Here is a 13,459-nt window from a genome sequence, read left to right as displayed (position 1 = left end):
GGCAGGCAGCAGGCAAGGGCCGGCGCGTCGCCCGCTGGCGCACGCGCACGGTGTCAATCACTTTGTCTTCACTTCTTGGGCAGGATGTTCAGCTCGGCCGCAGACGGCAGGAAGCTGCCGTTCCAGACCTCGGCCGGGTTCACGCGCGTCTTGGTGGCGTAGACATCGGAGACCTGCGACGCCATCAGCGACAGCCGCGTGGGCACGACCTGGCCAAAGCCCTCGGCACGCGCGTCGGCGCTGTTGACCACGGTGTCGATGGCCAGTTGCAGGCGGCGCGTCTCCAGCTGGGTGTTGACGATGCCGTCGCGCTCCTTCACGTAGGCAATGGCCGCGCCCGGGTTGGCGATGACTTCCTTGGCCCCCTTGGCGAAGGCCTGCAGGAAGGCCTTGATGGCGGCCGGGTTCTCCTTGATCAGCTTCGGGCTGGCGATGATGGCGTTGCCGTACAGCTTCACGCCGAAGTCCGCATAGGGCATGACCACCACATCGGCGGCCTTGATGCCGCGCGCCTCCAGGTTCAGCAGCGAGGTGAAGGTGAAGCCCGTGATGGCATCCACATCGCCGCGCACCAGCATGGTCTCGCGCAGCGGGGGGTCCATGGCCGTCCACTGCACGGTGCCGACCTGGTTGGCCTTGGCGAACAGCGGGAAGGCGCGGCGGCCCGCATCGAACACGGGCGCGCCCAGCTTCTTGCCGGTGAGGTCGGCCGTCTTGGCGATGCCGCTTTTCTTGAGCGCCATCACCGAGGCCGGCGTGTTGTTGTAGACCATCATCACGGCCACGGGCTTGTTGGGCATGTCCGGGTTGTTGGCCTGGAACTCCATCAGCGCCGCGATGTCGGCAAAGCCCAGGTCATAGGCGCCCGAGGCCACGCGCTGCACCACGCCGCCCGAGCCGCTGCCGGCATCGACCGTGACATCCAGGCCCGCGTCCTTGAAGTAGCCCTTGGCCACCGGCTGCAGGAAGAAGGCGGCCGGCCCCTCGAAGCGCCAGTCCAGCTGGAACTTCAGCGGCGTGGCCGCGTGGGCCTGTGTCTGGGCCGTTGCCAGGCCCGCGCTGGCGGACAGGGCCAGGACGGTGTGCAGGAACAGTCGTTTTTGCATGGTGGGCTTCCTCTCTGATGGTCAAAAGAAACGGTGGGGACGGAACGGGGCCGGATCAGCTTTTCCAGGCGCCCTGGTGCGATGCGGCGGCCTCGCCGATCAGCGCCGGGCCTATGCATTCGATGGCGTGGGACGAGGCGGCGAACACATCGCGGCAGGACAGCTCGGCATCCTTCTGGTCCAGGCGCTCGCCGCGGAATTCGCGCAGGCGCACGGCATCTATGCCGTAGACCACGCGGCCTATGGCCGACCAGAAGATGGCGCCCGCGCACATCACGCAGGGCTCGGCCGATGAATACAAGGTGGCTGCGGACAGCGCTTCGCGGTCATGCAGCGGGCTGGCCAGGCGGATGGCCGACAGCTCGGCATGGGCCGTGCAGTCGCCGCTCTCGCCATTGGCGTTGGAGGCCTCGGCCAGCACGCGGCCATCGGCGGCCACGATGAGCGCGCCGAACGGGCGGTTGCCGCGCTGGCGCGCGCGGTCGGCCATGGCGATGGCGCGGCGCAGGTACAGGCCGTCGCGCTCGTCGAGCGAGGCCTCAAGGGGCAGTGAAACGGTGGCGTGGTCCATGTGCGCTCCCTCAGGCCTTGGCCATGCGCGCGGCCAGCGGCGGCAGCAGGCTGCGGTTGAACAGCGCATCGGCCGACACGGGTGCCTTCAGGCCGAAGGCCTGGCTGACCTGCTCGGCCTGGCGGGCCAGCAGCTGCGGGTCGATGTCGCCCAGGCCGTGGCGCTGCGTATCGGGCGCGGCCAGGTATTGCGAGGTGATGGCCCAGCGCGCCAGTTCCAGCTTTTCATCCAGGATGGGCTCGCGCTGGCGCACGGCGGCCACGGCCAGTGCGGGCTGGGCCAGGCATTCGATGAGGGCACGGTTGCTGGCGCGCAGGAATCCCGCCACCAGCGCCGGCTGCTCGGCCACCAGCGCGCTGGAAGCCAGGATGGCATTGCCGTACAGCTGCACGCCCGCATCGGTGTAGCGCAGCACCGACAGCTCCTCGGGCTTGATGCGTGCGAACAGCGACACGGCCGAGTCATGGAAATAGGTGGCCGCATCCACATCGCCGCGCACCACCACGTTGTCGCGCGCCGAGAACTCCGTCGTGGTCCAGGCGAACAGGTCGGCCGGCAGGTTCTGGCGCTGCGCGACCAGGGGCCAGACGCGGCGCGTGGACTCCACGGCGGCGGCGGCCACCTTCTTGCCCTTGAGGCTGGCGAACTCGCCCGTGATGCCCCGGTCCTTGCGGCCGATGATGGCGAACGGCGCGCGGTTGTAGTACTGGTAGACGGCCTGCACGCGCGCCGCGCCCGCGTTCTGCGCCTGGAACTCGATCAGCGAGCTGATGTCGCCCAGGCCCAGCTGGTAGGCGCCGCTGGCCACCCGCGTGATGGATGCCACCGAGCCCGAGCCCACGTCGATGCTCACGTCCAGCCCCTCGTCGCGGTAGTAGCCCTTTTGCAGCGCCACGAAAAAGGGCGCGGTCTGCGAGGTCACGCGAAAGTCCAGCGTGAACTTCAGCGGTGTCAGCGCCTTGCCCTGGGCGAAGGCACCGGGCATCACGGCACTGGCAGCGGGAAGGGCGGCGGCGGCAAGGAAATGGCGGCGTTGCATGGTGGAACTCTCAGTCGCTATCAACATGGGGACCGGCCGCTGGCATGGGGCCGGGCGGCTGGCGTGACATGAGCAATTTCCGGGCAACGCGCACTGGGCGCGTGCTGAACGCTTCTACTCAACGATGCTTGTATGCAAAGTGCGTACCACCCCCTGAGTCGCTTCGCGCCTTCCCCCTCTCTCGCTGCGCGGGAGGGGGACGACACCCTCGGTGCGGGGCGGCCCTTCCTCGGTGTCACTGGGCTGGGCCGCACCGGTTTTCGACGCGGCGGGCATGCATCAGATTGGTGCCAGACGGTTCCGATGCGGCGCGTGCACCAAGCTGCCCGGCCCTCTTGCACCACGATGGAACGCAGGTGGCCTTGAACAGGCCTGCGCGGGCTGGCGCGCTGTTTGCTTGGGTGGTTGGCAAGAGTAGAAGCGTTCAGCTTGCCGGCCTGTGCCGGCGCGGGTCATTGCTCTTGAAGCGGGTGCGGGAGCGGCGTGGCTGCGACCTGTGCCCTGTCAGCCACTTCAAGAGCGACGTGCGGGATCGGTGTCTTTTTGCGCCGGCCGCCGCGTGCCTTGCCACTGCCTTTGCGGCAAAGGAAACAGACCATGAACATGCTTGCCAACCCGACCCTGCCTTCGGCACCGGCCTCAGATTACGCGCTGGGCGAACTCGCCAAGGAGGCCCGCATGGGCGGCCAGGGGCAGGAGACGCGCGCACGGGAGGTGCGGGTGATCGATATCTCCGACTTTGACCGCCGCAAGGCCGAGATCGCCGATGCGATCTGGCAGGCCTCGGTGGAGATCGGCTTCTTCCAGGTGTCGGGCCACGGCATTCCCCAGCCCGATATCGATGCGGCCTTCGGGCGTGCCGAGCAGTTGTTCGCCCTGCCGCGCGAGGTGAAGGCGCAGTGGCCGCTGTCGCGCAATGCGGGCTGGGAGCACAAGGCGCAGATCCGGCCTTCCACGCGCACGCCCGACCAGAAGGAGTCCTACCAGATGACGCGCCCGCGCATGGCCGGCCTGTGGCCCACGCAGCAGGAGCTGCCGGGCTTTCAGCAGGCCACGCTGGGCTTCGAGCGCCAGTGCTGGCAGGTGGGCATGCAGCTGCTGTCGTGCTTTGCGCACAAGCTGGGCTTTGATGCGGACTTCTTCACGCGCGCCCACGACCCTTCGGTGCCCGCCTACCAGAGCACGCTGCGCATGCTGCACTACTTCGCGGTCGATCCCGCGCTCAAGGACGAGCTGGGCCTGTGGCGCGCAGGCGCCCACACCGACTTCGACTGCCTGACCCTGCTGTTCCAGCGCGCAGGCCAGGGGGGCCTGCAGGTGCTGCCGGGCAAGGAAATGGAAGGCCAGCAATGGACGCCCGTGGACCCCGTGGAAGGCGTGATCACCTGCAACATCGGCGACATGCTCACGCGCTGGAGCGACGACCAGTTGCCCAGCAACTTCCACCGCGTGCGCAATCCCCTGCCCCATGAATACCAGGGCGCGCGCTACAGCCTGGCCTTCTTCTGCCAGGCCAACGAGGACGCGGTGATCGAAGGTCCGCAAAAGAAGTACCCGCCCATCACGGGCGCGGAGTACCTGCGCCAGCGCATCAGCGCCAACTTCTCGAACAAATATTGATCCCCCTGAGCGGCTGCGCCGCTTCCCCCTTCTCGCTTCGCGGAGGGGGACGACGCCTTCGGCTGGGCGCCCCCGCCGCGAGGCGGCTCTTGCTCGGCGTCCCTGAGTTGGGCCGCGCCAGTTTCCAGCGCTCCACTCTTTGACATAGTGTGGTGTGGCCTGGCCGGAAACGGCAAGGCCCCGGAGTCCGGGGCCTTGTCTGTGTCTGCGATCGGTGGTGGCGCGGATCAGCGCAGCGATTCGATCAGGTCGATGTACTGCTGCTTGGCGTCGTCGGCCGAGGTGTCCTTGAGCTTTTCCCAGGCGTCCCACTTGGCGCGGCCGACCATGTCGGTGAAGCTGGGCTTCTTGGCCTCGTTGTCGCCTTCGGTGGCCTGCTTGTACAGCGCGTAGAGCTTGAGCAGCGTGGCGTTGTCGGGGCGCTCGCTGATCGAGGTGGAGTTCTTGACGGCGGCCTCGAAGGCGGCATTCAGATCGGACATGGCGGGTCTCCTGGTGGGCGGTTCGTGTAGCGGCACAGTGTAGCCAAAAAAGCAGGAATTTAGAACGACCGTGCTTTTTTCACCGTCATCCGAACCGAGACCGGCCATGCCCCTCTTATGCTGCGCTGCACAGGTGCCCGGCCATGGGCCGTCGGTCGGCCCCGCAAGGCACGGGGGCCGGCGCCTGGTCCCGGGCGCTGCCCGGTTGCAGGATGCGGCCGTGCTCCATCACGACCACGCGGTCGGCGACGGCCAAGGCCTGCTGGCGGTCCTGGGTCGCATAGACGGCCGTACAACCCAGGCTGCGCAGCAGCCGGGGAATTTCCTCGCACAGGCGCTCGCGCAGGTTGCCGTCGAGGCCGGACAGGGGTTCGTCCAGCAGCACCAGGCGCGGGCGCTCCACCACGGCGCAGGCCAGCGCCGCACGCTGCTGCTGGCCGCCCGACAGGCTGCCGGGAAGACGCTCGCCCATGCCCTGCAGCCCGACCAGGCCCAGGGTCTGCTGCACCCGCTCGTGGATCTGCGCGCGAGGCAGGCCGCGCATTTCCAGCGCGAAGGCCACGTTGGCCTGCAGGCTCATATGGGGCCAGAGCGCATGGTCCTGGAGCACCAGGCCCAGCTCGCGCCGCTCGGGCGGCAGGGACTGCGAGGCGCTGGCTGCGCACTGCCCGCCCATCCAGACTTCGCCGCGGCTGGGCTGCTCCAGCCCGGCCAGGATCTTGAGCAGGGTGGTCTTGCCGCAACCCGAAGGACCCAGCAGGGCCAGCACCTCGCCGGGGGCGATCTGCAGGCTGATGTCCTGGAGCACGGCACGCTCGCCGTGGATGCGCTTGAGCTGCCGGGCTTGGACGGCCACGCCCTGCGCGGCGGCCGTGGAGGATTCGATGGAGGTCACAGGGACCGCATGCTAGGTGCGGTGTGTGACATGCCGGTGTCGGCCGGACCCTGCAAGGGCCTCAGCGCGTGGGCTCGCTCAGCCAGCGCTGGGCCAGCCTCACCCAGAACGTGGCGCCCTGCGGGATCAGCTGGTCGTTGAAGTCGTAGCTGGGGTTGTGCAGCGTGCAGGGACCGCCGCCATGGCCGATGGCGCGGTGGTCGCCGTCGCCATTGGCGATGAAGCAGTAGGCGCCGGGCTTTTCCAGCAGCATGAAGGCGAAGTCCTCGGCGCCCATGGATGGCTCCTGGGGCAGCACATTGGCCTCGCCCACGACCTCGGCCATGACGCGGCGTGCGAACTCGGCCTCGGGCGCGGAGTTGATGGTGGGCGGGTAGTTGCGCACGAACTCGAACTCGCAGCGCGTGTCATGCGCCGCGCAGATGCTCTCGGCCAGGGTCTTCATGCGCCGCTCGATCAGGTCCAGCACCTCCAGCGTGAAGGTGCGCACCGTGCCCTGCAGCTCCACGCTGTCGGGCACCACGTTCGTGGCCTCGCCCGCGTGGACCATGGTCACCGAGACCACGCCCGCCTCGATGGGCTTGACGTTGCGGCTGACGATGGTCTGCAGGCCCAGGATGAGCTGTGCCGCCACGGGCAGCGGGTCGATCACCATATGCGGCATGGCCGCGTGGCCGCCCTTGCCGCGCACGACGATGCGGAATTCGTTGCTGGACGCCATGGCCGGGCCCGGGCCCACGGCCATGGTGCCGGCCTTCATGCCCGGCCAGTTGTGCATGCCGAACACGGCCTGCATGGGGAACTGGGTGAACAGGCCGTCCTCGACCATCTCGCGCGCGCCGCCGCCGCCCTCTTCGGCCGGCTGGAAGATCAGGTGCACCGTGCCATCGAAGCTGTCGCGGTGCGCGGCCAGGTACTGCGCGGCAGCCAGCAGCATGGCGACATGGCCGTCATGTCCGCAGGCATGCATTTTTCCGGCGTGGCGGCTGGCGTGCTCGAAGGTGTTGAACTCCTGCATGGGCAGGGCGTCCATGTCGGCGCGCAGCCCGACGGCGCGGCCGCTGGCGCCGCCGTCACGGCCGTGGATGGTGCCCACCACGCCTGTGCGGCCCAGGCCGCGGTGCACGGCAATGCCCCATCCCTCCAGTTGCCGGGCCACGAGGTCGGCGGTGCGGATCTCCTCGAAACACAGTTCGGGATGGGCATGTATGTCGCGGCGCAGCGCGGTGATCTCGGGTGCGCGGTCCAGCAGTTCCTGCAACAAGGCCATGGGGTTCTCCTTCTAGAGCTGCAAGCCTACACCCGGACCTTGCCGTCGCCGGTCAGCATGGACAACTCCACGAAGCGCGGCTTGCCGGACTGCGGCTTGAAGACCAGCGGGAAGCCGGCCACCTGCTGGCCGTGCATGGCGTCGAGCGCGGCCACCAGGCCGTCGCGCGTGGGCTTGCCCGAGGCCGATGCCTGGCGCAGCGCATCGGCGAACACGCGCGCCGCCAAGTAGCCTTCCATGCTGGAATAGTTGGGCGTCAGCTTGCCGCCGCCCTTCTGGATGGCCGCCAGGAAATCGCGCGTGATCTGGCGCGAGGTCTGGAAGGGCGAGGGCACGACCTGGGTGACGACCACGCCTTCGGCATCCTTGCCCAGCGTCTCCGACAGCGCCTGGGCACCCACGAAGGACACGTTGTAGAACTGCCCGCCAAAGCCTGCCTGGCGCGCCGCGCGCACAAAGGCCGCGCTGGCCGAGTAGGTGACGATCTGCACGATGACATCGGCGCCCAGCGGCACCAGCGTCTTGACGGCCGCCGCCACATTGTTCGAGTTGCGCTCCACCGTGGCCGCGCCCACGGGCTCCAGCCCCTTGGCGGCCAGCGCCGCCTTGACACCGGCCAGGCCCGATTCGCCATAGGCATCGTTCTGGTGCAACACGGCCACCTTCTTCAGGCCCAGGCCCGTGAGGTGGCGCACCATCAGCGCCGTCTCGTCGGCATAGGAGGCGCGCACATTGAAGACCAGGTGGGCCAGCTGGGGCTGGCGCAGCGCGTCGGCGCCCGTCAGCGGTGCGAACAGGGGCACGCGCGCCTTTTGCAGCAGCGGCAGCGCGGCCATGCTGGTGGAGGTGCCCACGTAGCCGAACAGGGCGAACACGTCGTCGGACAGGAAGCGCTGGGTATTGGCCGCGCAGCGCTCGGGCTCGTAGCCGTCGTCCATCACGCGCAGTTCGATGTTGCGCCGGGCAATGCCCCCCTGCGCGTTGAGCTGCTCGAAGTACAGCTTGGCGCCTTCATGGAAGGGCTGGCCGATCTGTGCCGCAGGGCCCGTCATCGGGCAGGACTGGCCCAGCACGATGGTGCCTCCCGCGTCCTGGGCGCGCACTGCGCCGGTCCAGGTGGCGGCAGCAGCCGTGCTGGCTGCGATGAACTGTCTGCGGCTGAACGCCGTCTTGGGTCGGAGCATGAACTTGCCTGTTTTTGTCACTGGAATCGGCGCCGTTGCTGCGTGCAGCCGGCTGCAAGGGTCCGCATAATAAAGACAAGCGGCGATTGCGGCATGCAAGACCGGCACCGCCCCTTGCCCGTGACGGCCTTTTCCCGTTTTCCCGGCTTTTCACGGTTTTTTCGCAAAGTACCCACCCTGTCCGAGACCGCTGCCACCATGTCCTCCGCCACGCCCCCAGTCCAGGCCACCTCACAGGTGCTGGGCGCCTGCCCCCATGACTGCCCCGATACCTGCTCGCTGGTGACCACGGTCGAAGACGGCATCGCCAAGAGAGTCCAGGGCAACCCCGCCCATCCGCACACGGGCGGCGTGCTCTGCGCCAAGGTCAGCAAATACACCGAGCGCAGCTACCACCCCGAGCGTGTGCTCACCCCGCTGCGCCGCGTGGGACCCAAGGGTTCCGGGCAGTTCGAGCCCGTGGGCTGGGACGAGGCGCTGGCCGACATCGCCGCGCGCCTGCAGTCCCTGGCGGCGCGCGATCCCGAAACCATCCTGCCCTACAGCTACGCAGGCACCATGGGCCTGGTGCAGGGCGAGAGCATGGACCGGCGCTTCTTCCACCAGCTCGGCGCCTCGCTGCTGGACCGCACCATCTGCTCCAGCGCCGGGGGCGAGGCCCTGAACCTGACCTATGGCGGCAAGCTGGGCATGCGCGTGGAGCATTTCACCGAAAGCCGGCTCATCCTCATCTGGGGCAGCAACAGCATCGGCAGCAGCCTGCATTTCTGGCGCTATGCGCTGGAGGCCAAGCGCAACGGCGCACGCCTGGTGTGCATAGACCCGCGCAAGACCGAGACCGCCGACAAATGCCACGAGCACCTGCAGCTGCTGCCCGGCACCGATGCCGCCCTGGCACTGGCCCTGATGCACGAGCTGATCACGCACGGCTGGCTGGACCATGACTACATTGCGCGCCACACGCTGGGCTGGGAGGAACTCAAGGCCCGCGCCCTGCAGTGGCCGCCCGAGCGCGCGGCCCAGGTCTGCGGCCTGCCCGTGGAGCAGATCCGCCAGCTGGAGCGCGACTACGGCACCACCACGCCCGCCGCCATCCGCCTGAACTACGGCGTGCAGCGCGCGCGCGGCGGCGGCAATGCCGTGCGCGCCATCGCCTGCCTGCCGGCCCTGGTGGGCGCCTGGCGCCACCGTGCGGGCGGCCTGCTGCTGTCCGCCTCGGGCGCCCTGCCCGCGCAGCGCGCCCGACTGCAGATGCCGCACCTGCTGGGCGAGCGCCGCCCGCGCACCATCAACATGAGCACCATCGGCGACGCCTTGCTGCACGAAGGCGGCAACGGCTTCGGCCCGCGCGTGGACGCCATCGTGGTCTACAACAGCAATCCCGTGGCCGTGGCGCCCGAGTCGGCCAAGGTCGTGGCCGGCTTTGCGCGCGAGAACCTGTTCACCGTGGTGCTGGAGCAGTTCATGACCGACACGGCCGACCTGGCCGACTACGTGCTGCCGGCCACCACGCAGATCGAGCACTGGGACATCCACGGCAGCTACGGCCATACCGACGTGCTGCTCAACCGCCCCGCCATCGCGCCGCTGGGCCAGGCGCGCAGCAATGGCCAGATCTTCCGCGACCTGGCCGCGCACATGGCGCGGCATGACGACGCCTTTGCCGCCGCCCATTTCCAGACGGGAGACGAGCAACTGTGCCGCGAAGCCTTCGAAGGGCGCGGCGTGGACTTCAACGAGCTGCTGGACAAGGGCTTTGCCACCCTGGCCCTGCCCGAGGCCCCCTTTGCCGAGGGCGGCTTCGCCACGCCCTCGGGCCGCTGCGAATTCACCAGCGCCGAGCTGGCGCGGCGCGGCATGGACCCGCTGCCCGACTACCTGCCCAACTACGAAACCGCCGAAACGGATGCGCGCTACCCGCTGGCCATGATCTCGCCGCCGGCACGCAACTTTCTCAACAGCAGCTTCGTCAACGTCAAGAGCCTGCGCACCATGGAAGGCCGACCGCTGGTGGAACTGCACCCCGACGACGCCGCCCCGCGCGGCGTGGCCGAGGGCGACCGCGTGCGCGTCTTCAACGACCGGGGCAGCTACGAATGCCACGCCACCCTCAACGGCCGCGCGCGCCGGGGCGTGGTCAACGGCCTGGGCATCTGGTGGCGCAAGCATGGCGACAACGGCACCAACGTCAACGAGCTCACCCACCAGCGCCTGACCGACCTGGGCCGCGCGCCCAGCTTCTACGACTGCGCGGTGCAGGTGCAGCGGCTGGCCTGAGCCCCGCCCCGGAGACGGGCGATTCCTGCGCAATGGCGTCTGGCGCATCGGCACAATGGACCGCATTGCCACCACCGACAGGAGATGCCCATGCTGCAAACCGCCGTGGTCGCCGTGCGCGACCGTGCCCGGCTGCAGGAAATCGTCGGCGTGCTGCTGCGCTTCGGGCTGGCCGACCTGGTCGACACGCTGGGCCTGGCCCGCTTCGCGCCGCGCGGCAGCCAGCCCCATCCCGAGCATCCGCTGGATGCCAGCCGCCCCGAGCGCCTGCGCATGGCCCTCGAACACCTGGGGCCGAGCTTCGTCAAGCTGGGCCAGATCATGGCCACGCGCTCGGACCTGCTCGCGCCCGAATGGACGGCCGCCCTGCAGCAACTGCACAGCCACGCCGCCCCGCTGCCCTGGGAGACGGCCCAGCCGTTGATCGAGCAGTCGCTGGGCCTGCCCGTGGAGCAGGTGTTCACGCATTTCGACCCCGTGCCGCTGGCCTCGGCCTCCATGGCCCAGGTGTACCGCGCGCGGCTGCCTGCGGCTGAAGACCGGGATGACCGGGATGACCGGGAAGACCAGGAGGACGGCAGCGACAGCACCCCTGCGGCCAGCGCTGCCGACATCGAAGTCGTGGTCAAGGTCCAGCGCCCCGGGCTGCGCCCCCAGATCGAGGCCGACCTGCGCCTGCTCGAGCACCTGGCGCTGCTGGCCCAGGAACAATGGCCGCAGCTGGCACGCTACCGCCCGCGCGAAGTCACGCGCCAGCTGGGCCAGGCGCTGCGCGAGGAACTGGATTTCACCGTCGAAGCCCACAACGGCGACGCCGTGGCGCGGCACTTCGCGGCCCAGCCCGAGATCGTCGTGCCGACCATCCACTGGGCATTGAGCGGGCCGCGCCTGCTGGTGCAGGACTTCGTGCCGGGCGTGCCAGCCTCGGCCGTGGGTGCGGACCCCGCGCTGGACGGCCCGCTGCTGGCGCGCCGTGGCGCCTGCGCGTTTTTGCAGATGGTGCTGCGCGACGGCCTGTTCCACGCCGACCCGCACCCCGGCAACCTGCTGGCCTTGCCCGGCAACCGCGTGGGCTTCATCGACTTCGGCATGGTCGGGCGGCTGTCGCCCCAGCGCCGCCGCCAGGTGCTGGGCCTGATGCGCGCCTTGGTCGAGGGCCAGGGCCGCAGCCTCTCGGGCGTGCTGCTGGAATGGGCGGCCGAAAGCGAAATGCCCGGCCGCGCCCTGCCCTCGGCCGCACGCATCGAGGCCGCCGTGGACCGCTTCGTGACCCGCCATGGCCCCGGCGCCAGCAACGGCCGCCTGGTCATGTCCCGCGCGCTGCAGGACTTCATGGCCCTGGCCCGCGAAACCGGCGTGGCCCTGCCCGCCGACATGGCGCTGCTGCTCAAGGCCCTGATCACGGCCGACCAGGTGCTGCTGCAGCTGGACCCGCAATTCGACGTGGTGCAGACGGCCACGCCCCTGGTCAAGGCCCAGCTGCTGCAGCGCTACTCCCTGCGCAGCCTGGCGCGCCAGCGCCGCGCCGCCATGGCGCAGTGGCTGGAACTGGCCGACGACGCGCCGCACACCCTGCGGCTGGTGATGCAAAGACTGCGCTCGGGCCGGCTGCAGGCCGACCTGGACATACGCCACATCGACCGGCTTTCACTGGCACTGGAACGCGCCGCCACCCGCCTGGCCCTGGCCGTGGTCTCCGGCGCCTTCATCCTGGGCCTGGCCCCCGGCCTGCTGACCATGGGCCCGCGCCTGTGGGGCATCCCCCTCTTCGCCGCCCTGGGCGTGGCCGGCGCCGCCGCCAGCCTGGCCGTTCTTTTCACCACCATGCGCAGGCAGAAGGCGCTGGATTGATCGCTGGATTGGCGATGAGCAACGCCCAAAGGCACCGCCAGCACACCAGCGCCCAAACCCGCCACGACCCAACCCAGAGACACCGAGGAAGGGCAGCCCCGCACCGAGGGTGTCGTCCCCCTCCGCGAAGCGAGAAGGGGGAAGGCGCGCAGCGCCTCAGGGGGTCAGTCCAGCTTCACGCCCGCGCTCTTGATGATGGCCCCCCAGCGCTTGGACTCCGCGCGCGACATGGCCAGGAACTGCTCGGGCGTGCCGGGCAGCGCCTCCATGCCGAAGTCCTGCATGCGCTTGACCACGGCGGGGTTGGCCAGCGCCCTGTTGAGCTCGGCGTTCAGGCGCTGCACCACGGCGGGGGGCATCTTGGCCGGGCCCAGGATGCCCTGGAAGGCATAGACCTCGGTGTCGGGCACGCCGACCTCGGCCAGCGTGGGCAGCTCGGGCAGGCTGGGCACGCGCTTGCCCGTGCCGATGGCCAGGGCGCGCACCTTGCCCGACTGGATCACGGGCAGGCCCGAGGCCAGGTCCAGGAACATGCAGGGCACCTGGCCGCCCATCACGTCGGCCAGCGCGGGCGCCGCGCCACGGTAGGGAATGTGCGTCAGGAAGGTGCCCGTGCGGTTCTTGAACATCTCCATGGCCAGGTGGTGGGGCGAACCGTTGCCGGGAGAGGCGTAGTTGACCTGGCCCGGATGCGCCTTCACGTAGGCCAGGAATTCCTTGAAGGTCTTGGCCTCGAAGTTCGGGTTCACCACCAGCGCCATCGGGAAGCGGCTGATGCCGCCGATGTAGGTGAAGTCCTTTTCGGGGTTGAAGGACAGCTTGCTGAACAGGTGCTCGTTGTAGGCCAGCACGGCGTTGTCGGCCGACATGATGGTGTAGCCGTCGGGCTTGGCCGTGGCCACGATCTGGGCGCCGATGTTGGTGGAGGCGCCGGGGCGGTTGTCCACCACGATGGTCTGGTTCAGCGTCTGGCGCATGGCCTCGGCCACGGTGCGCGCCAGCACGTCGGTGCCGCCGCCGGGCGGATAGGGCACGACCCAGCGGATGTTGCTGGCGGGCCAGTCCTGCGCCTGTGCAAAAGGCGCGGCCATGCCGGCGGATGAGGCCGCCACGGCGGCCAGGAATTGTCTACGGTCCATTGTTGTCTCCTGTGGGATGGGTGTG

11 protein-coding genes are annotated in these 13,459 nt (G+C 69.3%); 3 read left to right on the top strand and 8 right to left on the bottom strand.

Annotation, left to right across the window (positions count from 1 at the left end; all coding sequences use genetic code 11):
• Nucleotides 1-68: 68 nt before the first annotated feature.
• The 3 genes from DACI_RS05770 to DACI_RS05760 are packed head-to-tail and all read right to left on the bottom strand — an operon-like array spanning nucleotide 69 to nucleotide 2,716.
• Nucleotides 69-1,106, bottom strand: coding sequence for an ABC transporter substrate-binding protein (locus DACI_RS05770; protein ID WP_012203069.1), 1,038 nt, complete (start codon nucleotides 1,104-1,106; stop codon nucleotides 69-71).
• A 55-nt stretch (nucleotides 1,107-1,161) separates the two neighbouring features.
• Nucleotides 1,162-1,677: a nucleoside deaminase gene (locus DACI_RS05765; protein ID WP_012203068.1), complete on the bottom strand. Its 516-nt coding sequence runs from the start codon at nucleotides 1,675-1,677 to the stop codon at nucleotides 1,162-1,164.
• Between the two features lie 10 nt (nucleotides 1,678-1,687).
• Entirely contained in the window at nucleotides 1,688-2,716 is a 1,029-nt protein-coding gene (locus tag DACI_RS05760; RefSeq protein ID WP_043780730.1) for an ABC transporter substrate-binding protein, read from the bottom strand.
• Between the two features lie 597 nt (nucleotides 2,717-3,313).
• Between DACI_RS05760 and DACI_RS05755 the strand changes: the two genes are divergently transcribed.
• Nucleotides 3,314-4,336: an isopenicillin N synthase family dioxygenase gene (locus DACI_RS05755; protein WP_012203066.1), complete on the top strand. Its 1,023-nt coding sequence runs from the start codon at nucleotides 3,314-3,316 to the stop codon at nucleotides 4,334-4,336.
• 227 nt (nucleotides 4,337-4,563) lie between these two features.
• Here the strand turns inward: DACI_RS05755 and DACI_RS05750 are convergent, their stop codons facing one another.
• From DACI_RS05750 to DACI_RS05735, 4 genes are all read right to left on the bottom strand, one after another.
• Nucleotides 4,564-4,818 carry an acyl-CoA-binding protein gene (locus DACI_RS05750; protein WP_012203065.1) on the bottom strand — a complete coding sequence of 85 codons (255 nt, stop codon included), beginning with the start codon at nucleotides 4,816-4,818 and terminating at the stop codon, nucleotides 4,564-4,566.
• 115 nt (nucleotides 4,819-4,933) lie between these two features.
• The gene (locus DACI_RS05745; protein ID WP_012203064.1) at nucleotides 4,934-5,713 is read right to left on the bottom strand and encodes an ABC transporter ATP-binding protein; all 780 of its coding nucleotides are present in this window, start codon (nucleotides 5,711-5,713) and stop codon (nucleotides 4,934-4,936) included.
• 61 nt (nucleotides 5,714-5,774) lie between these two features.
• Nucleotides 5,775-6,983: a M20 aminoacylase family protein gene (locus DACI_RS05740; protein ID WP_012203063.1), complete on the bottom strand. Its 1,209-nt coding sequence runs from the start codon at nucleotides 6,981-6,983 to the stop codon at nucleotides 5,775-5,777.
• A gap of 26 nt (nucleotides 6,984-7,009) precedes the next feature.
• Nucleotides 7,010-8,167, bottom strand: a complete 1,158-nt coding sequence (locus DACI_RS05735; protein ID WP_012203062.1) for an ABC transporter substrate-binding protein — start codon at nucleotides 8,165-8,167, stop codon at nucleotides 7,010-7,012.
• Nucleotides 8,168-8,365: 198 nt separating this feature from the next.
• On the opposite strand from DACI_RS05735, the gene DACI_RS05730 reads away from it, so the two are divergent.
• Complete coding sequence (locus DACI_RS05730) at nucleotides 8,366-10,444, top strand: molybdopterin-containing oxidoreductase family protein (protein ID WP_043783196.1); 2,079 nt, start codon at nucleotides 8,366-8,368, stop codon at nucleotides 10,442-10,444.
• 90 nt (nucleotides 10,445-10,534) lie between these two features.
• Nucleotides 10,535-12,295: an ABC1 kinase family protein gene (locus DACI_RS05725; protein ID WP_012203060.1), complete on the top strand. Its 1,761-nt coding sequence runs from the start codon at nucleotides 10,535-10,537 to the stop codon at nucleotides 12,293-12,295.
• Between the two features lie 164 nt (nucleotides 12,296-12,459).
• Here the strand turns inward: DACI_RS05725 and DACI_RS05720 are convergent, their stop codons facing one another.
• Nucleotides 12,460-13,434, bottom strand: coding sequence for a Bug family tripartite tricarboxylate transporter substrate binding protein (locus DACI_RS05720; protein WP_012203059.1), 975 nt, complete (start codon nucleotides 13,432-13,434; stop codon nucleotides 12,460-12,462).
• Nucleotides 13,435-13,459 lie beyond the last annotated feature (25 nt).

It is taken from the genome of Delftia acidovorans SPH-1 (assembly GCF_000018665.1).
Taxonomy (GTDB): domain Bacteria; phylum Pseudomonadota; class Gammaproteobacteria; order Burkholderiales; family Burkholderiaceae_C; genus Comamonas; species Comamonas acidovorans.
Note: the sequence above shows the minus strand (reverse complement) of the source record. Positions and strands in the feature narration are given on the sequence as shown.

Bases quoted from the DNA above. Each gene is read 5' to 3' on its own strand.
- DACI_RS05770 (WP_012203069.1), bottom strand. From the start codon at position 1,106: ATGCAAAAACGACTGTTCCTGCACACCGTCCTGGCCCTGTCCGCCAGC.
- DACI_RS05765 (WP_012203068.1), bottom strand. From the start codon at position 1,677: ATGGACCACGCCACCGTTTCACTGCCCCTTGAGGCCTCGCTCGACGAG.
- DACI_RS05760 (WP_043780730.1), bottom strand. From the start codon at position 2,716: ATGCAACGCCGCCATTTCCTTGCCGCCGCCGCCCTTCCCGCTGCCAGT.
- DACI_RS05755 (WP_012203066.1), top strand. From the start codon at position 3,314: ATGAACATGCTTGCCAACCCGACCCTGCCTTCGGCACCGGCCTCAGAT.
- DACI_RS05750 (WP_012203065.1), bottom strand. From the start codon at position 4,818: ATGTCCGATCTGAATGCCGCCTTCGAGGCCGCCGTCAAGAACTCCACC.
- DACI_RS05740 (WP_012203063.1), bottom strand. From the start codon at position 6,983: ATGGCCTTGTTGCAGGAACTGCTGGACCGCGCACCCGAGATCACCGCG.
- DACI_RS05735 (WP_012203062.1), bottom strand. From the start codon at position 8,167: ATGCTCCGACCCAAGACGGCGTTCAGCCGCAGACAGTTCATCGCAGCC.
- DACI_RS05730 (WP_043783196.1), top strand. From the start codon at position 8,366: ATGTCCTCCGCCACGCCCCCAGTCCAGGCCACCTCACAGGTGCTGGGC.
- DACI_RS05725 (WP_012203060.1), top strand. From the start codon at position 10,535: ATGCTGCAAACCGCCGTGGTCGCCGTGCGCGACCGTGCCCGGCTGCAG.
- DACI_RS05720 (WP_012203059.1), bottom strand. From the start codon at position 13,434: ATGGACCGTAGACAATTCCTGGCCGCCGTGGCGGCCTCATCCGCCGGC.